The 21,600-nt window shown below is 75.9% G+C and carries 20 protein-coding genes; 7 read left to right on the top strand and 13 right to left on the bottom strand.

Annotation, left to right across the window (positions count from 1 at the left end):
- Positions 1 to 139: 139 nt before the first annotated feature.
- From IEY94_RS21415 to IEY94_RS21430, 4 genes are all read right to left on the bottom strand, one after another.
- Entirely contained in the window at positions 140 to 1,276 is a 1,137-nt protein-coding gene (locus IEY94_RS21415) for an RNA polymerase sigma factor (RefSeq protein WP_189172032.1), read from the bottom strand.
- A complete protein-coding gene (locus tag IEY94_RS21420) occupies positions 1,273 to 1,683 on the bottom strand; it encodes a YciI family protein (protein ID WP_189172033.1) in 411 nt (136 codons plus the stop codon). The genes IEY94_RS21415 and IEY94_RS21420 overlap by 4 nt, the downstream gene beginning before the upstream one ends.
- Before the next feature lie 65 nt (positions 1,684 to 1,748).
- Positions 1,749 to 2,189, bottom strand: coding sequence for a VOC family protein (locus tag IEY94_RS21425; protein ID WP_189172034.1), 441 nt, complete (start codon positions 2,187 to 2,189; stop codon positions 1,749 to 1,751).
- A 95-nt stretch (positions 2,190 to 2,284) separates the two neighbouring features.
- Positions 2,285 to 3,250, bottom strand: a complete 966-nt coding sequence (locus IEY94_RS21430) for a glycosyltransferase family 2 protein (RefSeq protein WP_189172035.1) — start codon at positions 3,248 to 3,250, stop codon at positions 2,285 to 2,287.
- A gap of 82 nt (positions 3,251 to 3,332) precedes the next feature.
- Here IEY94_RS21430 and IEY94_RS21435 point away from each other — a divergent pair, with 82 nt between their 5' ends.
- Together IEY94_RS21435 and IEY94_RS21440 are read left to right on the top strand one after the other, a co-directional pair.
- Positions 3,333 to 3,797, top strand: coding sequence for a GtrA family protein (locus IEY94_RS21435; protein ID WP_189172036.1), 465 nt, complete (start codon positions 3,333 to 3,335; stop codon positions 3,795 to 3,797).
- Entirely contained in the window at positions 3,787 to 6,072 is a 2,286-nt protein-coding gene (locus tag IEY94_RS21440) for a hypothetical protein (RefSeq protein WP_189172037.1), read from the top strand. Before IEY94_RS21435 ends, IEY94_RS21440 begins: the two co-directional genes overlap by 11 nt.
- Here IEY94_RS21440 and rfbB read toward each other — a convergent pair.
- The gene (gene rfbB / locus IEY94_RS21445; protein ID WP_189172038.1) at positions 6,059 to 7,030 is read right to left on the bottom strand and encodes a dTDP-glucose 4,6-dehydratase; all 972 of its coding nucleotides are present in this window, start codon (positions 7,028 to 7,030) and stop codon (positions 6,059 to 6,061) included. The two genes, IEY94_RS21440 and rfbB, sit on opposite strands and share 14 nt — an antisense overlap.
- Positions 7,027 to 8,094, bottom strand: a complete 1,068-nt coding sequence (locus tag IEY94_RS21450; RefSeq protein ID WP_189172039.1) for a glucose-1-phosphate thymidylyltransferase — start codon at positions 8,092 to 8,094, stop codon at positions 7,027 to 7,029. The genes rfbB and IEY94_RS21450 overlap by 4 nt, the downstream gene beginning before the upstream one ends.
- A 338-nt stretch (positions 8,095 to 8,432) precedes the next feature.
- On the opposite strand from IEY94_RS21450, the gene IEY94_RS21455 reads away from it, so the two are divergent.
- Positions 8,433 to 9,233, top strand: coding sequence for a putative protein N(5)-glutamine methyltransferase (locus IEY94_RS21455; RefSeq protein ID WP_189172040.1), 801 nt, complete (start codon positions 8,433 to 8,435; stop codon positions 9,231 to 9,233).
- The gene (locus tag IEY94_RS21460; RefSeq protein ID WP_189172041.1) at positions 9,230 to 10,315 is read left to right on the top strand and encodes a winged helix DNA-binding domain-containing protein; all 1,086 of its coding nucleotides are present in this window, start codon (positions 9,230 to 9,232) and stop codon (positions 10,313 to 10,315) included. The genes IEY94_RS21455 and IEY94_RS21460 overlap by 4 nt, the downstream gene beginning before the upstream one ends.
- Here the strand turns inward: IEY94_RS21460 and IEY94_RS21465 are convergent.
- From IEY94_RS21465 to IEY94_RS21475, 3 genes are all read right to left on the bottom strand, one after another.
- A complete protein-coding gene (locus IEY94_RS21465; protein ID WP_189172042.1) occupies positions 10,281 to 11,678 on the bottom strand; it encodes a S8 family peptidase in 1,398 nt (465 codons plus the stop codon). The genes IEY94_RS21460 and IEY94_RS21465 overlap by 35 nt on opposite strands.
- A 170-nt stretch (positions 11,679 to 11,848) precedes the next feature.
- The gene (locus IEY94_RS21470; RefSeq protein WP_189172043.1) at positions 11,849 to 12,640 is read right to left on the bottom strand and encodes a GNAT family N-acetyltransferase; all 792 of its coding nucleotides are present in this window, start codon (positions 12,638 to 12,640) and stop codon (positions 11,849 to 11,851) included.
- Between the two features lie 54 nt (positions 12,641 to 12,694).
- On the bottom strand, positions 12,695 to 13,663 hold the full coding sequence (locus IEY94_RS21475) for a hypothetical protein (RefSeq protein WP_189172044.1): 969 nt from the start codon (positions 13,661 to 13,663) through the stop codon (positions 12,695 to 12,697).
- Positions 13,664 to 13,827: 164 nt separating this feature from the next.
- On the opposite strand from IEY94_RS21475, the gene IEY94_RS21480 reads away from it, so the two are divergent.
- Complete coding sequence (locus IEY94_RS21480) at positions 13,828 to 14,973, top strand: serine/threonine protein kinase (RefSeq protein WP_229784325.1); 1,146 nt, start codon at positions 13,828 to 13,830, stop codon at positions 14,971 to 14,973.
- Positions 14,974 to 15,179: 206 nt separating this feature from the next.
- A complete protein-coding gene (locus IEY94_RS21485) occupies positions 15,180 to 15,521 on the top strand; it encodes an RNA polymerase-binding protein RbpA (protein WP_189172045.1) in 342 nt (113 codons plus the stop codon).
- A gap of 2 nt (positions 15,522 to 15,523) precedes the next feature.
- On the opposite strand, the gene IEY94_RS21490 is transcribed toward IEY94_RS21485, so the two are convergent.
- The 4 genes from IEY94_RS21490 to IEY94_RS21505 all read right to left on the bottom strand — a co-directional run bounded on the left by IEY94_RS21490 (position 15,524) and on the right by IEY94_RS21505 (position 20,358).
- Positions 15,524 to 16,015: an FxsA family protein gene (locus IEY94_RS21490; protein WP_229784326.1), complete on the bottom strand. Its 492-nt coding sequence runs from the start codon at positions 16,013 to 16,015 to the stop codon at positions 15,524 to 15,526.
- Positions 16,016 to 16,027: 12 nt separating this feature from the next.
- Positions 16,028 to 16,801, bottom strand: coding sequence for a polyprenol monophosphomannose synthase (locus tag IEY94_RS21495; protein ID WP_189172046.1), 774 nt, complete (start codon positions 16,799 to 16,801; stop codon positions 16,028 to 16,030).
- Positions 16,798 to 18,369 (bottom strand): apolipoprotein N-acyltransferase, encoded by a 1,572-nt coding sequence (gene lnt, locus IEY94_RS21500; protein ID WP_229784327.1) that lies wholly within the window; start codon positions 18,367 to 18,369, stop codon positions 16,798 to 16,800. The genes IEY94_RS21495 and lnt overlap by 4 nt, the downstream gene beginning before the upstream one ends.
- 414 nt (positions 18,370 to 18,783) lie before the next feature.
- Positions 18,784 to 20,358 (bottom strand): amidohydrolase, encoded by a 1,575-nt coding sequence (locus IEY94_RS21505; RefSeq protein WP_189172047.1) that lies wholly within the window; start codon positions 20,356 to 20,358, stop codon positions 18,784 to 18,786.
- A gap of 182 nt (positions 20,359 to 20,540) precedes the next feature.
- Here IEY94_RS21505 and IEY94_RS21510 point away from each other — a divergent pair.
- Positions 20,541 to 21,600, top strand: a 1,060-nt coding sequence (locus tag IEY94_RS21510) for a KamA family radical SAM protein (RefSeq protein ID WP_189172048.1), incomplete at its 3' end; no start/stop codon positions are given.

The raw sequence follows: 21,600 nt of genomic DNA on the forward strand, positions 1-21,600 counted from the left end.
CCGCGAGCGCCGTACGGGCGGTGACCGCACGGGGTGGGGAGTGGTGGGTGACCCGGCAGGGGCGGTCAGGCTTGATCCCCTGCCGGGTCACCCACCACTCCCCACCCCCACCGCGACCAAGGGCTCAACGCACAAAGACTCAACGCGCGTTGAGCCGGGCGGCCTGCCGCGTGAGGTGGTCGCGCTCGGGCAGGTTGGGCGCCGCCCGGGCCGCGTCGGCGTAGAGCCGCGCGGCGGCCGCCGGGTCGCCGGCCCGCTCGTGCAGGTACGCGGACGCGGCGGCGTACCGGGGCAGGGCGGGGTCGAGGGCGGCGAGCGCGGCCAGTCCGGCCCGGGGGCCGTCGGCCTCGCCGACCGCGACGGCCCGGTTGAGTCGGGCGACCGGGTTGTCGGTGAGGCGCAGGAGTTCGTCGTACCACTCGACGATCTGTACCCAGTCGGTCTCCCCCGCGGTGGGTGCGTCGGCGTGGAGGGCGGCGATGGCGGCCTGGGCCTGGAACTCCCCGAGCCGGTCGCGGGCGAGGGCGGTCCGGAGGATGTCGATGCCCTCGGTGATGAGGTGGGTGTCCCAGCGGCTGCGGTCCTGGTCGGCGAGGGGTACGAGGGTGCCATCGGCGCGGGTGCGGGCGGGGCGGCGGGCGTGGTGGAGCAGCATGAGGGCGAGCAGGCCGGCGACCTCCTCGTGGTCGATCGCGGCGGCGAGTTGGCGGGTGAGGCGGATCGCCTCGGCGGCGAGGTCGATGTTGCCGGAGTAGCCCTCGTTGAAGACGAGGTAGAGGACGCGCAGGACGGTGGCGACGTCGCCGGGTTGGTTGAGGCGGACGCCGGCGATGGTGCGTTTGGCCCGGCTGATGCGCTGGGCCATGGTCGCTTCCGGTACGAGGTGGGCGTCGGCGATCTGGCGGGTGGTGAGGCCGCCGACGGCGCGCAGGGTGAGCGCGACGGACGCCGCCGGGGTCAGGGACGGGTGGGCGCACAGGAAGTACAGGTGGAGGGTGTCGTCGGCTGCGGCGGCCGGTCCGGGCGGGGGTTCGTCGTCGACCCGGGCCTCGCGGCGGCGGCGGGAGGTGTCGGCGCGGGCGGCGTCGAGGAACTTGCGCCAGGCGGCGGTGACGAGCCAGCCCTTGGGGTCGCGCGGCGGGTCGTCGGGCCAGCGGCGGACGGCTTCGACGAGGGCGTCCTGGACGGCGTCCTCGGCCGCGGCGAAGTCGGCCCCGCGGCGGACGAGGACGCCGATCACCGCGGGGACGAGGTCGCGCAGCAGCGGTTCGTTCACTCGGTGGCCGCGGGGGCGTGGCCCAGGAACGGGCGGACCTCCAGCCATTCGTGGATGGGCTCGCCGCCGGGCCCGGGGGCGGCGGAGAGCTCGCCGGCGAGTTCGTGGGCGCGGTCCCGGGATTCGACGTCGATGACGTACCAGCCGGCGATCAGGTCCTTGGTTTCGGCGAACGGGCCGTCGGTGACCGGGGGGCGGCCCGCGCCGTCGTACCGGACGAAGGCGCCGTCGGGGGCGAGGGCGCTGGCGTCGACGAATTCGCCGGTCTCCTGCAGGCGGGTGGCGAAGTCGCGCATGAACCGGATGTGCGCGTCGACCTCGCCGGGTGCCCACTGGTCCATGGGGGGCAGCGCGGTGATGGGGGTGGGGCCGCCGCGGTAGTGCTTGAGCAGCAGGTACTTGGCCATGATGTCCTCCGTTGTTCGGGTGTCCACGGTGCGGGGACGGAGCTGGGGGCGGGTTCTCGACCGGATTATCGGCCGAGCTGTTCGGCCAGGCCCACGATGATGCCCTCGGGCCCGCGGACGTAGCAGAGCCGGTAGCTGTCGCCGTACCGGGCGACGCCGCCGAGGGTTTCGGCGCCGTGCGGGCGCAGCCGGGCCAGGGTGGCGTCGATGTCGTCGACGGCGAACATGACGCGGTGCAGGCCGAGGGTGTTGGGCGGGTCCTGCGGTCCGGTGCGGGTCGCGGCGGGGGTGTGGTAGCGGGCCAGTTCCAGCCGGCCGTGGCCGTCGGGGGTGCGCATCATGGCGATGTCGCAGCGGACGCCGTCCAGGCCGACGGTGCGGTCGGCCCAGTCGCCCTCGATCCGGGCCTCGCCCTCCAGTTCCAGGCCGAGGTCGGTGAAGAACGCGATGGTGGCCGGCAGGTCGCCGACGACGATGCCGACGTTGTCCAGGCGGTGGATCGTCACGGTGGGTGCTCCTTCTCGGTGGCGCGGCCCGTACGGCCACTGCTGTACCCGGGACGGAGCCGGCGACGCGTTCTCGACACCCCGCGGCGGGAAATCTAGCGGGCGGCGCCGGCGAGCGCCGGTTCGGCCGCGGGGCGGGCGGCGCCGTCGACGTGTTCGCGGATGACGTAGGTGGGGCGGCCCATGCCGCCGGTGTGGATGCGGCCGACGTACTCCCCCAGGACGCCGAGGGCGATGAGCTGGGCGGCGGCGAACAGGGCGACCATCGAGGCGATGGTGGTGAACCCGGCGACGGTGGTGGTGCCGCTGGCGTACTGGTACACGAGCAGGCCGAACAGGCCGAGGCCGAGCAGGCCGACGCCGAAGCCGAGCCAGGTGACCAGCCGCAGGGGGGTGGTGGAGTAGCCGAGGAGCATGTTGGCGGTGTACCGGAGCAGGGTGCGCAGGGTGTAGCCGGAGCGGCCGGTGCGGCGGCGGTCCATGGTGACGGTGGCGGCGGCGATGCGGGTGGTGGACCAGGAGAGGGCGACGTCGACGGAGGCGTGCGGTCCGTCGATGCGGTCGAAGCCGGCGACGAGGAAGGCGCGGAAGGCGCGGAAGGCGCTGAGGTCGCGGGCGTGCGGGACGCGCATGGTGCGGGCCATGGCGAGTTTGACCAGGCGGGAGGCGAGGCTGCGGGCGGGGCCGTGCTCCTCGCGGTCGGGGGTGCCGTAGACGAGGTCGGTGTCGGCGGTGAGGGCGGCGAGCAGGACCGGTACCTGGTCGGGGCGGTGTTGGAGGTCGTCGTCCATGGTGACGATGACGTCGTGGCGGGCGGCGCGGAGGCCGGCGACGAGGGCGTTGTGCTGGCCGTAGTTGCGGGCCAGGCGCAGGGCGCGGACGGTCGGGTGGGTGCGGGCGAGGGCGGCGGCGGTGTGCCAGGTGTCGGTGGCGCCGTCGTCGACGACGAGGATGATCTCGTGGCCGTCGGTGTGGGCGGGCAGGGCGGCGTGCAGGCCGGCGACGAGGTCGGGGAGGGTGCCGGCGGAGCGGAAGCAGGGGACGACGATCGAGACGTGCACGTGGGCCATCCTCGGGAGCGCCGGTTACTGATCTATTCCGGCAGTTGAGTGCTGATTATGCAGTATGAGGGTATCTGTACGATTGTTTCCCGCCGCTGTCGCGTCGACCCCGGGAGTCCCGATCACCGCCGCCACCCTCGCCCGCCTGGCCGCCGACCAGCGGGTCCGCTACCTGCTCGCCGGCGGGCTCAGCGCCGCCGTCTACTACCTGCTGTTCACCGCCGGGTGGCTGGCCGCCGGGCGGTGGCTGCCGTACCCGGCGCTCGCCGTGGCCACCTGCACGGCGACCGCGCTGGTCACCTACCCGCTGTACCGGCGGGGGGTGTTCCGCGCCGACGGGCCGATCGTCGCCGGGTTCCTGCGCTTCTACGCGGTGTGCCTGTGGGCGCTGCTGTTCGGCGTGGCCGGACTGGCGCTGCTGGTCGAGGTCCTCGGCGTGCACGTGCTGGTGGCGCAGGCGGCCGTCCTGGTCGCCGGCCCGGCGATCAACTACCGGCTGGGGCGCGGCTGGGCGTTCCGCCGACGGGAGGTGCGCGGTGCGCGCTGAGTCCACGTCCGTCCTCGACGCCCCCGCCCGCCCGGCCGCGCCCGCGGCCGTCCCGGCCCGCCCCGGCCACCGGTGGTGGCGGCTGCTGCCGGGGGCGCTGCTGGTCGCCGCCGCGGCCGCGGTCCTGTACCGGTACGGCGTCGACCCCGCCACCCAGGCCCGGTTCGGCGGCTACCTGGCCGGGGTGGTGCTGCTGCCCGGCGTGCTCGTGTGGCGGGCGCTGCGCGGCGGCTCCGCCGGGCTGCCCGCCGACCTGGTCGGCGGCGCCGCCACCGGGTACGCGCTGACCATCGGCGCCTACCTGCCCGGCCGGGCCGCCGGCTTCCCGTACGGGCCGGTGGTGCTGGCCGCCGCGGTCGTGGTGCTGTTCGCCGCGGCGCCGCGGCTGCGCCGCCACTGGCGCACCGACGCCCCGCCCACCCGGCCGGCGTGGGCGTGGTCGGTCGCCGGCCTCGCCGCCGCGGTGCTGGGCTGGGCGGCGGTGGCGTACTTCCGGCCGCACCCGCTGACCTGGCCGGGCAACGCCGACCCGTACCCCGACATGGTGTTCCACCAGGCGCTGGCCGGGGAGCTGCGGCACCACCTGCCCGCCCAGTTCCCCCACATCGCCGGCGAGCCGCTGCGCTACCACTGGTTCGTGCACGCCGAGTGGGCGGCGGCGAGTTGGGCGTCCGGCGTCGAACCGTACCTGCTCACCTACCGGCTGGGCCTGCTGCCGGCGGCGCTGCTGCTGGTCGTCGCCGTCGCCGCGGTCGCCCAGCGGGCCGCCGCCGCCCGCTGGTGGGCCGGGCCGCTCGCCGCCGCGCTGGCCCTGTTCGCGGTGGCCCCGGACCCGGCCGGCTGGTCGGGGACGGCGTTGCCGCCGGCGCACCTGCTGCGCACGATGTGGCCCAGCCCCACCCAGACGTTCGGCGGGCTGCTGTTCGCCGCCGCGATCCTCGTCCTGGTCGACCTGCTGCGCGGCAGCCGCCGCGGGCCGGGGCCGTGGCTGCTGTTCACGCTGCTGGTGGCCGGGGCGACCGGCGGTAAGGCCACCTACGCGCCGCTGCTCGTCGCCGGCCTGCTGACCGTCGCCGCCGTGGCGGCGCTGGGCCGGCGGCTGGACCGGCCGGCGCTGGCCGCGGCCGCCGTGACCGCCGCGGTGTTCGGGGTGGTGCAGGCCACGATGTTCCGCGGTACCAGCGGCGGCCTGTTCGTCGAACCGCTGGCCAGCCTGCGCACCACCCTGCCCGCCGCCGGCGGCAGCCGCCCGGTCGCGCTGGCGATCTGGGTGCTGTGCTGGGCGGCGCTGGTCGTCGCCGCCGCGGTCCTGGCCCGGCGCCGGCGGTGGGCCGACCCGCTGCTGCCGCTGTCCGCCGGCCTCGGCCTCGCCGCCCTCGCCGTCGTGCTCGGCTTCTACCAGATGGGCGGCTCGCAGCTCTACTTCCTGCAGTCCGCCCGCCCGTACGCGGCGCTGCTGGTCGCCGCCGCGCTCGCGGCGCTGCTGCCGGCCGGGCGGGCCCGCTGGCTGTGGCTGCCCGCGGCCGCGGCCGGCGCCGCCCTGACCGCCGCCGCCGACCGGCTCACCCCGGACCGGCCGGCCGCCGGGTGGGCGATCCTGGCCGCCTACGCCGTACCGGCGGCCGCGGCGCTGCTGGTGGCCGGGGGGCTCGCCGCGGCCCGGCGGACCCGGCCCGCCGCGGGGTTCGCCGCGCTGGCGCTGCTGGTCGGGGCGGCCGTCCCCACCTCGGCGGCGTACGCCGCGGTGCAGCTCTCCCCGGCCGGTACCGCCGTGTGGGCCCGGCCCTCGCCGCCGCCGGCCGCCCGGGTCGTGCCGGCGGGGGCGGACGCCGCCGGGCGGTGGCTGCGCGCCCACACCCCCACCGACACGGTCCTGGCCAGCAACCAGCACTGCCGGCCCCCGCAGCGGCGGCGGTCGGTGTGCGACCCGCGGCAGTTCTGGCTCGCCGCCGCCGCCCAGCGGCGGGTGCTCGTCGAGGGCTGGGTGTTCACCCCGCCGGCCAACGCGTACGCCAGCGCACACCGGCTCAGCTCCGACGAGATCCCCTACTGGGACCCGCCGAAGCTCGCCGCCAACGACGCCGCCTACACCACCCCGACGCCGTTCACCGTCGGGCTGCTGCGCGACCGGTACGGCGTGGGCTGGCTCGTCGTCGACACCCGCCGCCCGCACGACGCGGCGGCGCTCGCGGCGGTGGCGCCGCGGCGGTTCGCGGCCGGCGACGTGGCGATCCACGAGGTGCCGGCCGCGAGCGCCGCGGTCAGCGTCGGCTGAGGGGCCGCCACCACGCCTCGTGGTCGCGGTACCAGGCGACGGTGGCGGCCAGGCCGGCGTCGAACGGCACCCGCGGGGCGTGCCCCAGGGCGGCGATCTTGGTGGTGTCGACGCTGTAGCGGCGGTCGTGGCCGGGCCGGTCGGCGACCGGGCGGACCATGGACCAGTCGGCGTCGCAGGCGGCCAGGAGCAGGCCGGTGAGGTCGCGGTTGGTGAGTTCGGTGCCGCCGCCGATGTTGTACACCTCGCCGGGCGACCCCTTGGCCAGGACGGTCTGGATGCCGGCGCAGTGGTCGTCGACGTGCAGCCAGTCGCGGACGTTGCCGCCGTCGCCGTACAGCGGGACGGGCAGCCCGTCGAGCAGGTTGGTGACGAACAGCGGGATGAGCTTCTCCGGGTACTGGTGCGGGCCGTAGTTGTTGGCGCAGCGGGTGACCCGCACGTCCAGGCCGTAGGTGCGGTGGAAGGCGCGGCAGAGCAGGTCGGCGCCGGCCTTCGCCGCCGAGTACGGCGAGTTGGGCAGCAGCGGGTCGGTCTCCGGCCACGACCCGGCCTCGATCGACCCGTACACCTCGTCGGTGGAGATGTGCACGACGGTGCGCACGTCGGCGTGCCGGGCGGCGGCGAGCAGGCACTGGACGCCGAGGACGTTGGTGCGCAGGAACGCGGCCGGGTCGGCGATGGACCGGTCGACGTGGGTTTCGGCGGCGAAGTTCACGACGACGTCGTGGCCGGGTACGACGTCGGCGAGCAGCGCCGGGTCGGCGATGTCGCCGCGGACGAACCGGTAGCCGGGGTGGTCGGCGACGGCGGCGAGGTTGGCGGGGTTGCCGGCGTAGGTGAGCTTGTCCAGGACGGTGACCCGGGCGTCCTCGTAGCCGGCGTACCCGCCGGCGAGCAGGGTGCGGACGTAGTGCGAGCCGATGAACCCGGCGCCGCCGGTGACCAGGATGTTCACGGGCGCAGCCGCAGGGTGCACTGGTCGCCGACGACGAGCTGGTGGGTGTTGGGGGTGCGGGCGGCGCGGGTGATCTCGGCGTCCCGGCCGATCAGCGACGCCTCGATCCGCGACACCCCGCGCACGGCCGAGGACTCGAACATGATCGAGTATTCGATCTCGGCGTCCTCGACGGTGCACCGGTCGCCGATGGAGGTGAACGGGCCGACGTAGGAGCGGACGACCTTGCTGTCGGCGCCGATGACCAGCGGCCCGCGCAGCACCGCCTGCTCGACGACCGCGCCGGCCTCGACGACGACGGGGCCGGTGATGTCGGTGAGGTCGTCGACGGTCCCGTCGATGCGGGTGGTGGTGGACTGCAGGACCATCCGGTTGCACTCCAGCATGTCCCGGACCCGGCCGGTGTCCTTCCAGTACCCGGTGACCAGGTGCGAGTGCACCCGGTGCTGGTGGTCGATCAGCCACTGCACCGCGTCGGTGATCTCCAGCTCCCCGCGCGCCGACGGGCGGACCGCGCGGACGGCGTCGTGGATGACCGGCCGGAACAGGTACACCCCGACGATGGCCAGGTCGCTGCTGGGCGCCTCGGGCTTCTCCTCCAGGCCGACGATCTCGCCGCTGCGGCCGAGCTGCGCCACCCCGTACGAGCGGGGGTCGTCGACGGGGGTGAGCAGGATCTGCGCGTCGTAGTCGCCGGCCCGGAACGCGTCCACGATGTCGTTGATGCCGCCGACGAGGAAGTTGTCGCCCAGGTACATGACGAAGTCGTCGTCGCCGAGGAACTCGCGGGCGATCAGCACGCAGTGGGCGAGTCCCAGCGGCGCTTCCTGCGGAATGTAAGTCAGCCGCACCCCGAACGCCGACCCGTCGCCCAGCGCCGCCCGGATCTGGTCGCCGGTGTCGCCGACGACGATGCCGATGTCGGTGATCCCCGCCGCCCGGATCGCCTCCAGCCCGTAGTGCAGCACGGGCTTGTTGGCGACCGGGAAGAGCTGCTTGGCGGAGGTGTGGGTGAGCGGGCGCAGCCGGGTTCCCCGGCCGCCCGCGAGCACGAGCGCTTTCATGACGATTCGAGTCCTTACCGGAGGTGTCCGGCGCCCGACCGGGCGCCCGCAGTGTCATACCCGACAATCCGGATAACGACGGCCACAACCGCCCTGACACGCCCGAACCCCCGATCGCGCCCGACACCCGGGGTGCGCCGCCCCGAAGGATGCGGTCCCCGCACCCCGGGGCCCGGTAGAGTGGCCGCCGCCGGCGGGAACAGCCGGCCACGACGAGCGCCGGGGGAGGTGGGACCGATTCCCGTACCAGCGGTTCGGGCACCCCACCCGGGCGGCGCCGCGGCGACCCCGCGGTAGCCCCGGCGGCCGGGGCGCCCGCGACTCCGGAGGTTGTCGCCGTGTACTCCCCCGATCTGCCCGCCCTCACCCGCACCCTGCGCGCCGCCGGATGCGTCTTCGCCGAGGACGAGGCCCGCCTGCTCGCCGACCGGGCCCGCACCGCCGCCGAACTCGCCGACCTCGTCCGCCGCCGCGCCGCCGGCCGGCCGCTGGAGCACCTGCTCGGCTGGGCCGAGTTCTGCGGCCTGCGCGTCGCCGTCGACCCGGGCGTGTTCGTCCCCCGCCGCCGCACCGGCCTGCTCGCCGCCCGCGCCCTGGCCGCCGCCGCGCCGGGCGCGGTCGTCGTCGACCTGTGCTGCGGGTCCGGGGCCATCGGCGCCGTCCTGCTCGCCGCCGGTACCGGCCTGGAAGTCCACGCCGCCGACATCGACGCCGCCGCCGTGGCCTGCGCCCGCCGCAACCTCGCCCCGCACGGCCGGGTCTGGCACGGCGACCTGTACGCGCCCCTGCCGCCCGCATTGCGGGGCCGGGTGGGGGTGCTCGTCGCCAACGCCCCGTACGTGCCGTCGGCGGACCTGCCGCTGCTGCCGCCCGAGGCCCGGCTGCACGAGCCGCGCACCGCGCTGGACGGCGGCGCCGACGGCCTGGCCGTCCAGCGGCGGGTGGTCGCCGACGCCGGCGACTGGCTCGCCCCCGGCGGGCACCTGCTCATCGAGACCAGCGCCGGCCGCGCCCCGGCCACCGCCGCCCTGGTCGCCGCCGCCGGCCTGGCCGCCCGGGTGGTCGCCGACCCGGACCTCGACGCCACCGCCGTCGTCGGCGTCCGCGTGTCGGGGGGCCGTGACAGGATGCGGCCATGAGCGCACGCAGCACCCCGCGGACCGTCCCCGCCCGCGACGTCGGGCCGCTGCGCCTGGCCGCCCAGGGCCTGATCGGACCCGCCGCCGGCGACCCCGCCGACGCCGTCCGCCGGCTGCTCGCCGCCCAGGCCCAGGACCTGCCCGGCGCGGTCACCGCCGTCGCCCTGCGCACCGCCGGCCGCACCCACGCCACCGTCCGCGCCGCCCTCGACGACGGGCGGGTCGTACGGTCGTGGCCGATGCGCGGCACCCTGCACTTCACCGCCGCCGAGGACCTCGGCTGGCTGCAAGCCCTCACCACCGACCGGCTCATCGCCGGCGCCGCCCGCCGCCGCGCCGCCCTCGCCCTCGACGACGCCGCCCTCGACCGCGCCCGCGACCTGGCCCTGGCCGCGCTCGCCGGCGGGCGGCGGCTGCGCCGCGACGCCCTGTACGCGGCGTGGAACGACGGCGGCGTCGACACCGGCGGGCAGCGCGGCTACCACCTGCTGTGGCACACGGCGCAGACCGGCGCGGTGGTGTTCGGGCCGACCGACGGGCGGGAGCAGGCCATCGTCCGCGCCGACGAGTGGATCACCGCGCCGCGGGCGCCCGCACACCCGCTGGCCGAACTGGCCCTGCGCTTCTTCACCGGCCACGGGCCCGCCACCGACGCCGACCTGGCCCGCTGGGTGGGCCTGCCGCTGCGCGACGTCCGGACCGGGCTGGCCGAGGTCGCCGACCGGCTCGACGCCGTCACCGTCGACGGGCGGGTGCACTACCTCGACCCGGCCGTACCGGACCTGCTCGCCGACCACCGGCGCGCCGCCGGCGCGGTCCTGCTGCTGCCCGGCTTCGACGAGTTCGTCCTCGGCTACGCCGACCGCGGCGCCGTCCTGCCCGCCGAGTACGCGCAGCTCATCGTCCCCGGCAACAACGGCATGTTCCGGGCGACCGTCGTCGCCGGCGGGCAGGTCGTCGGCGTGTGGGGGCACGGCGGCCGCAAGAGCGCCCGGACGGTCGCGGCCACGCCGTTCACGACGTTCTCCGCCGACCGGGAGCGCCGCATCACCGCCGCGTACGGGGCCCTCCCGACCGACTGACCACCTGCCGCCCACCTGCCGCGCCGCCCGGCGGCGGGTTGCGGGCCGCTGCCGGGCGCGCCCGGGTGGGGGCAGGGCCTCGGGCCGGCGGCGCCACGTACAGCAGCCGCCCGGGGCTGCCCTTCGGGTCGCCGACGGTGTCGCCGGTGGCCGCCCCGACGAGCCGCTGCTCCACCTGCCGCGGGGTGAGGGCCGGTTCGCGGTGCAGCAGCAGCGCCGCGGCGGCGGCCGCGTGCGGGGCGGCGAACGACGTGCCGGTCCCGCCGGTCATCCGGTCGTCGGTCTTGTGCCACGGTCCGGCGATGCCGTTGCCGGGGGCGAACAGGTCCACGCAGCCGCCGGCGTTGGAGCCGGCCCAGCGCTTGTCGTCGCGGCTGGTCGCGGCGACGGTGATGGCCTCGCGGACCCCGGCGGGGCTGACGGTGCAGGCGTCCTTGCCGTTGTCGTTGCCGGCCGCGACGACGAACGTGATCCCGTCGGCGATGCCCTTGCGGACCGGTTCGTCGCCGGCCGGGTTCCTCGGCGACGCCATCGACATGTTCGCCACCGCGGGGGCGCCGTCGGGGTGCTGTCCGATCATCCAGTCGATCGCCCTGGCGACGTTGGCCCACAGGCCCCCGCCGCCGCAGTTGAGGGTGCGCACGGCGGTGACGGTGGCGTCGCGGGTGACGCCGACGGTCGCGCCGGTGATCACCCCGGCGACGAACGTGCCGTGGCCGTTGCAGTCCTGCGGCTGCATGTCGTTGTCGACCACGTCGATGCCGGCGGCGATCCGGCCGGCCAGTTCGACGTGGGTGGCGCGGGCGCCGCTGTCCAGCACGTACACGGTGACGCCGGCGGCGGGGCCGGGGGTGTAGGACCCGTCCAGGGGCAGGGTGCGCTGGTCGATGCGGTCCTGCCCCCACGAGCGGGCGCCGGGCGGCCCGCCGGCCCGGCCGGTGGGGTGGACCCATTCGTCGGCGGCGACGTACGCCACGGCGGGGTCGGCGGCCAGCCGGCGGGCGGTGCGGGCGTCGGCGAGGGCGAGGAAGCCGTGCAGGGCGCGCCGGTAGGTGTGGGCGACGCGGCCGCCGTACCGGGCGGTCAGGTCCGCCGCGACCGCCGGGACCGCGGCGGCGGCGACCCGGGACCCGGCGAGGCCGACCAGGTACCGGCCGGGCGCGGCGTCCGGCCCGCCGGGGAAGAACCGCCCCGCACCGGCGCTCTCCTCGCCGGCGACGGTCCCGCCGCCGGCCGCGGGCAGCGCGACGCCCGGGTCGGGCCAGCGCGGCCCGGCGGCGGGTTCGGCGGCGAACCCGGCCGCGGGCGGCAGGAGCAGCGTGCTGCCGAGGACGGCGGCGGACAGGCGGATGACCGGGTGCATGGGCGGCCCTTCGACGATCCGGGTGGGCGCTCGTGAACACGTCAGGACGCGCGTTCACGGACAGCGGGGCGATTTCACAGGAGCGGGGTGTGTATCCGTACTCCACATTCGCCACCGACGGCCCATACAGTCAACATCATCGATGGGTCATCGCATCGGGGTGCGAAACGTCAGCCCGCGGGCGACCACACGTACGGCGTCGTCGTCGTCAGCGCCGTGAAACCCAGCCGCTGCAGGATCGGCCGGCTGTCGTCCGACGCGTCCACCTGCAGATACGGCACGCCGGCCGCCGCCGCGAGCGCCGCCCGGTGCGCCACCAGCGCCCGGTAGACCCCCCGCCCCCGCCACGGCGCCGCCGTCGACCCGCCCCACAGCCCGGCGAAGTCCACCCCCGGGGTCAGGACCAGCCACGCCGCCGACACCAGCTCCGGGCCGGCCTCGGCGGCGACGATCCGCAGCCCGTCCGGGTTCGCCGTCCGGCGGGCGCGCAGGTCGGCGGCCAGCCAGGCCATGTCCTCGCCCCACACCGCCGACTGCATCGCCGCGATCCGGTCCAGGTCGGCGTCCGCGGACACCTCCCGCAGCCGCACCCCCGCCGGCGGGGCGGCCGGCGCGGCGATCGCCGCGGTGGGGGCGACCACCACCGTCTCCCGGTCCTCCGGCGCGAACCCCGCCGCCGCGAGCCGCCGCGGCAGGTCCGCCGGCCGGTCGTGGCCGTACGTCTTCCACTCGACCGCCTCGCCGCGGTCGGCGAAGAAGTCGCGCTGCCGGGCGATCAGCGCATCCAGGTCGGCGCCGGACAGGCCCGGGTCGCGGCGGGCGCACACGAACCCGCGGTGCTGGCCCACCACCCGCATCAGCGGCCCGTCCCACTCGGTCACCACCCCGGCGGGCGGCCGCGACTCGCTGGCGAAGCGGAGTTGGTCGTCGAAAGCGGCGAGCAGCCGCGCGGAATCTGCCACCCCACCAGCCTAGGAACCGGTCCGGGCCGCCGCGACCGACTCGCTGCCGCCGGGTCAGTCGGTGGGCAGGAGGGTGGCGAAGCCGCGGGTCGCCGCGTTCCCCGCCGACGTCCCGGCGTGGATCAGCACCGGATTCCCGGACAGGTGCTTGACCAGCAGCGCCACCTCCACCGACGTACAGCCGCGCAGCCGCTCGCGGGGCAGGTCGACGGTGTTCGTGGCCGACAGGTGGTGCTTGGCGGTGCTGATCCGGTGCTCCGGCGGGGCCAGGTCCGCGCCGCAGTCCGCGCCGTCCGCGGCCCGCGGCCGCACCTCGATGGACGTGTCCACCACGCTGCCGTCGACGTCGGCGGAGCCGCCCGCGCAGCCGGGGATCGACGAGTTCGCCTTGCAGGTACTCAGCGCCGCGTCCTGCCCCACCCGCACCGCCGCGTCGCCGTCCGGCAGCGGGTACACCGCCCTCAGCACCCGGGCCGACTCGCCGCCGGCGACCCGGGTCGCGTCGGCCGCCGGCAGCGTCCAGCGGCTCGCCTCCGGCGCCGCCAGCCGGGTCAGCCGCGCCCCGGCCGGGATCCGCATCGTCACCCTCCGGTCGCCGGTGATGATCGTCGAGTACGACGAGATGCGCAGCCGGCAGGTGAACTCCCCGTCCGCCGGCGCCACGAACAGCCAGCGCAGGTCGGGCTCCACGCCCTTCTCCCCCGGCGGGACCAGGTTCGTCGCCCAGTACGCCCCCTGCTCCGCCGACCGGTCCAGCTTCGGGCCGGCACACGACACCGCGAACGTGTTGCCCACGTTGTCGCCCGCCGCGAGCGCGGTCACCGGCCGGGTCGACAGGTCCGCGGCCACCAGCCGCGCCGCCCGGCCCGCCCGGGCCGGGAACGTGATCGCCGTACCCGGAATGTCCCGCAGCGCCGCCCGGCGGGTCACGTCGTACACGAACTCCGGCGCCCCGTCGCCGGCCGCCGCCAGCGTCGGCCACGCCACCCCCGCCGTCAACAGCAGCGCAGCCAGCGGCCACACCCGCCGCACCGTCCGACCACCGTTCCCGCGATTTCCGTGCCCGTGGCGCACGCCACCACCACCCCGCCGATCGACAGACGTGAATAGTACCGGTTCCGGCCCGCCCCGCCACCCCGCACGTTGCTCCCCGGCAACCCCGCCGGCGGCCACTAAACTCCGACACCGTGGACACGATCGGCGACACCACCGAACCCCCGGCGGCCGAAACCGCCGCCCGCCCGTGCGCCCACTGCGGCAAGCCCGTACCGCAGCGCCACGCCGCCGGCCGGCCGTTCCGCTACTGCCGCGACAACGACGGCGCCTGCCAGCGCGCCACCCGCAACACCCGGCTCCGCCAGCGCACCTCCCCCGGCCTCGCCGGCGACGTCGCCCGCACCCACGAACTCGTCGACCGGCTCGAAGCCGCCGCCGAAACCCTCGCCGTCGCCCTCGACGCCGAACTCTCCCCCACCGGCGTCGAACGGCAACTCGCCCGGGTCCGCGCCGAGACCGCCACCGCCGTCGCCGCCGCGCACACCGAACGCGACGACGCCCGCCGCGACGCCGACACCCACCGCACCGCCCGCACCGCCGCCGAGACCGCCGCCGAAGCCGCCCGCGCCGACGCCGACGCCGCCACCGAACGCGCCGAAGCAGCCGACACCGCCGCACACACCGCCAGGGTCGAGGCCGACGCGGCCCGCGCCGACGCCGCCACCGCCCGCGACCACCTCGCCGCCGCCGAACGCGCCCGGCAGGCCGCCGACACCGCCGCCGACAGCGCGCGCGCCGACGCCACCGCCGCCGCGGCCGCCAAGGACACCGCCGAGGCGCTCGCCGCCGCCCGCGCCGCCACCATCGACGAACTCCGCGCCGCCGCCGCCGCCACCACCGCCGACCGGGACACCGCCCGCGCCGACGCTGCCGCGGCCCGCACCGAACGCGACACCGCCCGTACCGCCGCCGACACCGCCCGCGAACAGGCCCGCGCCGCCGACAGCCGCGCCCACGACGCCGCCGCGGCCGCCGACCGCAGCCGCGCCGCCGCCGACACCGCCCGCGCCGAAGCCGACCGGGCCGCCGCCGACCTCACCGCCGCCCGCACCGAACTCGACACCCTCCGTACCGCAATCGACACCGCCCGCGCCGAAACCCGGCAGGCCCACGACGACCGGCACCGCGCCGACGCCGCCGCCACCGCCGAGCGCACCCGCGCCGACGGCCTCGCCGCCGCCCTGCACGCCGCCGAGGCCCGCCTCGCCCCCCTCACCGAACAGGTCGGGCAGCTCGCCGCGGCGCTCGCCGCCCTCGGCGCCACCCGCCCCGGCTGATCCCCGGCCGCCGCAACTGATCATCGGCGGCGCTCCGCCACGGCCGCCGCGCCGCCGGCGGCGTAGAATGGGCGTCCACGCCCGCCGCGGGACACCCGCCGGGGGCGCAGACCTCACCGCCGGCGGCGCGGGCCGCGCGGGAATCGCGGCGGCGGCACCGTCGTTGACACACGCGGACACCACGACCCGAAGGGGAAACAGCCGACATGGGCGAACGCATGCTGCGGGGCAGCCGACTGGGCGCGGTCAGCTACGAATCCGACCGCAACACCGAACTCGCGCCCAGGCAGACCCGCGAGTACCTGTGCGCCAAGGGCCACCGGTTCGAGGTGCCGTTCGCCGTCGACGCCGAGGTGCCGATCACCTGGGAGTGCAAGTTCGACGGCAGCGTCGCCCGCCTCGTCGACGGCAGCGAACCCGAGCAGAAGAAGGTCAAGCCCCCGCGCACCCACTGGGACATGCTCCTCGAACGGCGCTCCATCGCCGAACTGGAGGACATCCTCGCCGAACGACTCCAAGAGGTCCGCGCCCGCCGCGGCGGCGTCTGACCCTACGGGTCGACGACCTCACCCTCCACCACGCCGCCGGGCCGCGGCCGGGCAGCACCATCGCCCGGCGGCGGCCCGCTCCGCGTCCGCCGCACCCGCACCCGGCGCGGCCCGAACAGGCCCACCAGCGCCCCCGACCGGCCCGCCGCGAACCCCGCCACCAGCCGCCGCGTCGGCGGCAGCCACAGCAGCAGCCCCAGCACATCCCCGACCAGGCCGGGCAGGGCGACCAGGACCGCGCCCGCCAGGGCCACCAGCCCGGCCACCGCCTCGCCGCCCGGCGGGCGGCCCGCCGACGCCGCGTCCCGGACCCGACGCCACGCCCGGCCGCCCTCCCGGCGCACCAACCAAAGCCCCGCCAGCGTCGTCACCAGCGACAACCCGACCGGCCACAGCGGCCCCCACCGGTGCACCAGCAGCACGAACACCGCGAACTCGGCCGCCGCGAGCGCCAGCCCCGCCAGCAGGACCGCGCCCACCACCCGCCGCAGCACGGCCGTCCGCCGCTAGCCGGCCCGGCCGCGGCGCAACCGCGCCGCCACCTGATCCCGGCGCGCCGCCGCACCCCACACCGTCACCCGCCACAACGCCTCGCCGATCACCGACGACGACATCTTCGACGCCCCGCGCTCCCGCTCCGAGAACCGGATCGGCACCTCGATCACCCGGAACCCGGCCCGGAACGCCCGCCACGCCAGGTCCACCTGGAAGCAGTAGCCCGTGGACGCCACCGCACCCAGATCGATCTTCTCCAGCACCGGCATCCGGTACACCCGGTAGCCGCCCGTCGCGTCGTGCAGCGGCACACCCAGCAGCATCCGCGTGTAGAAGTTCGCCCCCCGCGACAGCACCAGGCGGTGCAGCGGCCAGTTCACCACCGAACCACCGCGCACCCACCGCGAACCCAGCACCACATCCGCGCTCTCCAGCGCGTTCAGCAGCTTCGGCAGCTCCTCCGGGGCGTGCGAACCGTCCGCGTCCATCTCCACCACGGCGTCGTAGCCGCGCTCGCGCGCCCAGCCGAAACCCGCGATGTACGCCGCGCCCAGGCCCTGCTTGCCCGCCCGGTGCAGCACGTGGACGTGGTCGTCGGCCGCCGCCAGGGCGTCCGCGATCTCACCCGTGCCGTCCGGGCTGTTGTCGTCGGCGATGAGGATGTCCACGTCGGGTGCCGCCGTGCGTACCCGGTCGGTGATCTGCCGGACGTTGTCGACCTCGTTATAGGTCGGAATAACGACCAGGACCCGACCCACTGCGGGGTACCGCTCGCTCACCCTCACGCTCCGTCCCTACCGCCGGCTCGCCGCCGGCGCACCACCACGGCGCCGCCGGCCAGTACCGCCGCGCACGCCACCAACAACAGTTCGGGCCAGTACCCCAACCGCGTTGCCAGGGTACGCCCACCACCCGGGCGCACCTCGTGTACCACCACCGCGTCGGTGTTGAATCCCGTCGCCCCCACCAGCCGGCCGTCCGCATCGGCGAACGCCGACACCCCCACCGTCGACGCCATCACCGCATCCCGGCCGTGCTCGATGGCCCGCAACCGCACCATCGCCAACTGCTGCTCCGCCTCCGCGGTGTCGAACGTCGCATTGTTCGTCTGTACCACCAGCGCCCCGCCCCCGCCGCGGACCGCGTCCCGGACCACCTCGTCGTAGGCCACCTCGAAGCAGATCACGTCCCCGATCGTCAGCGCCCCCGCGTCGATCACCCCCGCCCGGGTACCCGGCACGAACTCCGACCGCACCCGGTCCACCTCCGCGCTCACCGCCCGGGCGATCCGCCGCAGCGGCACATACTCCGCGAACGGCACCGGATGCCGCTTCACGTACAACTGCTCCAGATCCGGGCCCCGATCCGGCCACCACAGCAGGCCCACATTCCGGACCCGCCCCTCACCCGGGCCCCGCAGCACCGCCCCCACCAGGATCGGCGCCCCGACCTGCGCCGCCGCCGCCGAGATCACCACCGACGCATCCGGACTGCGCAGCGGGTCGATATCCGACGAATTCTCCGGCCACACCACCAGCGCCGGCCGCGGCTGCCGCCCCGCCGCCACCTCCGCCGCCAGCCGCCGCGTCCCCGCCGCGTGGTTGTCCAGCACCGCCCGCCGCTGCGCGTTGAAATCCAGCCCCAGCCGCGGCACATTCCCCTGCACCAGCGCCACCACCACCGGCGGTGCCGCCGGCCGCGACAGCGGCACCAGCGCCGCCAGCACCCCCAGCACCACACCCGCCGCCGCCGGACCCCACACCCCCGGCCGCCGCCACACCACCCGCAGCCCGCCGTCCGCCCACGCCCGGCCCGCCGCGAACAGCAGCGCCGCCAACAACCCGCCCGCCAGCGCCACCGCCGCCGTCACCAACGGCGCACCACCCAGCACCGCCAGCCGCAGCAGCGGCGAACCATCCTGCCCGAACGCCAACCGCGCCCACGGGAACCCGCCGAACGGCGTCCGATCCCGCAGCGCCTCCTGCGCCACCCAGCACACCGCCGTCGACGCCGCCGTCGCCCACCACGACCGCCCCGCCACCGGCCACACCCACGCCAACAACCCGCCCAACCCGGCCAGGTACAGCGCCTGCAACGCCGCCAACAACAACCACGGCACCAAACCCGTGTGCAGATTCGTCCACGACAGCATCGGCGTGAAGAACACCACCCCCGCCAGCAGCCCCGAACCCAGCCCCGACCGCACCCGCACCCCGGCCGTGCACACCGTCAACGCCGCCACCGCCACCGGCGCCAACCACGACCACCCGTACGGCGGGAACGACACCAGCAGCAACACCCCCGCCAGCACCGCCACCGCCGGCCGCCAACCCACCCGCACCCACCGGCGCACCCGCCACCCACCTCCGGACACACCGATGGGGGCGTGGCCGCCACCGCGACCACGCCCCGCGCTCCCAGATCCTCCCCAACCGATGTAGGCAGCCACCGCCCCGACGACCTTCGGACCGACCCGACGGGCACTGGCTGCACCCGCCGCGCCGTTGTCTACTGGCCGCGCGACCCGCCTGCCCCCGCGACACCCGAACCCGGGCACCGACACACCGGCAAGACGCGGCCGGTCCGCGCCGCCCCGCCGACCCCCGCCCGCTGGACCTGGGAATAGCGAGGGCCCGAGGACCCGCCACATGGCCAGCCGGCGAAGGGACGAAGCGAACAACAGCCGCTTCCCGTTGTGAGGACCACCAGACGGTACGCGACCCGCCCGCACATCCGTCAACCGGGACACGCCCACGCCACCCCGCCGTCACCCCACCGACGAGTGACCGCCACCGTGGATCACCGCCCCCCGCAACACCGTCCGCACACACACCGGCGCCGGCACCCCCGCCCCCACCACCGGGAACCCCGCCACGAACCCACCCGACACCCGCCACACCGCGAACGTCGCCGGCGCCCCCGGCGCCAACACACCCTCCCGCTCCCGCACCGACCGCGCCGCCGGATCCGCCACCGGACCCAACGCCCGCCACCCACCCCGGGTATGCGCCGCGAACGCCGACCGCACCGACAACCGCTGCGGCACACAGTGATGCCCCACCGCCGCCGCCACCGCCCCCCACGGATCCACCGGCGTCACCGGCGCATCCGACCCGAACGCCAACCCCACCCCCACCGAATGCAGCGACCGCAGCGGATTCGTCGCCAACGCCCGCTCCACCCCCAACCGCTGCGCATACATCCGCTCCGACCCGCCCCACCACGCGTCGAACACCGGCTGCACCGACGCCGTCACCCCCAACTCCACCAAACCCGCCACCAGCGACCGGTCCAGCACCTCCACGTGCTCCATCCGATGCGCCCCCGCCCGCACCCGGGCCAACCCCACCCGATCCGCCGCCCACCGGAACCCCGCCAACACCGCCCCGATCGCCGCATCCCCGATCGCATGGAAACCCGCCTGCACACCCACCTCCACGCACTCCACCACGTGCACGCCCACCTGCTCCGCCGTCAGATAGCCATGCCCGCAGCCGCCGTCGCGGTACGGCTCCGACAACCACGCCGTACCCGAACCCAGCGCACCATCGGCGAACAGATCCCCCGCCGCACCCACCGCCCCCAACTCCCGGGCCCGCCGCGCCCCACCCAGCTCACCCCAGTACCCGTACACCTCCGGCAAACCGGCACCCGACAACGCCAACAACGCCGTCAGATCCCCCTCCGACGAAATCTGCGGACCCGCACACTCATGCACCGCCGCCACCCCCAGCGCCGCCGCCCGCGCCAACATCACCCGCTGCGCCCGACCCCGATCCGCCGCCGACAACCCCCCGAACGCCGCCGCCCGCGCCACGTGATGCGCCTCCCGCCGCACCCACCCCGACCCCGACCAACCCGGCACATCCGCCGCCACCGCCGCCAACAACGCCCCCGACACCAACGCCGAATGCACCGACGCCTGCGACAGATACACCCGCCGCCCACCCGCCGCCCGATCCAACTCCGCCGCCGACGGCGGCACCCGCCCACCCGCCGGCCACGTCGACTCGTCCCAGCCATGCCCCAACACCGTCGCCGACACCGGCAACCCCGCCGCGAAACCCGCCACCGCCGACAACACCTCCGCGGCGCTCGCGGTGCCGGACAGGTCCAGGCCGGACAGCACCAGCCCGGTGTCGGTGGCGTGCACGTGGGCGTCGACGAACGCCGGCGCCAGCCAGCAGCCGTCCAGGTCGACCGTCCGGTCGGCGGCCGGTGCCTCTTCGTCCGGCCCCAGCCAGGCGATCCGGCCGTCCGCGCCGACCGACAGGGCCGTTGCACCGGGGGCGGCGGGTGAGTGGATGAACCCGTTGCGGTACAGCGTCGTAGCGTCCGTCATAAGGCCCCAGTCTGCCGCCGCCGGGCGCTGCGCCCAACCCCTCGGCGCCGCTGGTGACCAGCGTTACCGCTGGTGCACATCGGGTCACCCGAGCCGGCAATGTCACCGCAGATTGCCATAAGAACCGGACGATTTCCGGCTCACCACTTTATCTACCGGAGAATTTTCTATAACCTACGGGGATGACGATGACCGCTGATGCGCCGATCCGGGCTGCCTCGACCCTCGGGCAGCCGTACCGATACCAGCGCCGGCCGCTCGTCGAGCCGGACTGGACCCGCTTCCCCGGCTGGGCCGACGTCACCGACGCCCAGTGGCGGTCCGCCCAGTGGCAGCGGGTCAACTGCGTCAAGAACATCGACCAACTCCGCCGCGTCATGGGCGAGCTGCTCGACGAGCGGTTCTACACCGACCTGGCCGACGACCAGGCGCGGCTGGCGACGATGTCGATGCTGGTGCCGCCGCAGATGATCAACACGATGGTGCCGTTCGAGCCGATGACGACGGAGGCGTTCTACGCCGACCCCGTCCGGCGGTACATGATCCCCGTCGCCTCCGACCGGCAGGGCCGGTGGACCTCCCACCCCCACGCCACCCGCGACTCCCTGCACGAGCACGACATGTGGGTCGCCGAGGGGCTCACCCACCGGTACCCCACCAAGGTGCTCGCCGAGCTGCTGTCCACCTGCCCGCAGTACTGCGGCCACTGCACCCGGATGGACCTCGTCGGCAACTCGACCCCGCAGGTCGACAAGCTGAAGCTCGTCCTCAAGCCGGTCGCCCGGTACGACGCGCACATCGAGTACCTGGCCGCCAACCCCGGCGTCCGCGACGTCGTCGTCTCCGGCGGCGACGTGGCGAACGTGCCGTGGAAGAACCTGGAGTCGTACCTGACCCGGCTGCTGGAGGTCGACAGCATCCGGGACATCCGGCTCGCCACCAAGGCGCTCATGGCCGTACCGCAGCACTGGCTCCAGCCCGACGTCGTCGAGGGCCTCGGCCGGGTCGCCAAGCTCGCCCGCGGCCGCGGCGTCAACCTCGCCATCCACACCCACGTCAACCACGCCAACTCGCTCACCCCGCTGGTCGCCGACGCGGTCCGCGCCGCCCTCGACGCCGGCGTCCGCGACGTGCGGAACCAGGGCGTGCTGATGCGGGGGGTCAACGACAGCGACCGCGCCCTGCTGGACCTGTGCTTCGGCTTGCAGGGTGAGGCGGGGATCCTGCCGTACTACTTCTACA

The sequence above is a fragment of the Pilimelia anulata genome (genome assembly GCF_014647895.1).
GTDB lineage: Bacteria > Actinomycetota > Actinomycetes > Mycobacteriales > Micromonosporaceae > Pilimelia > Pilimelia anulata.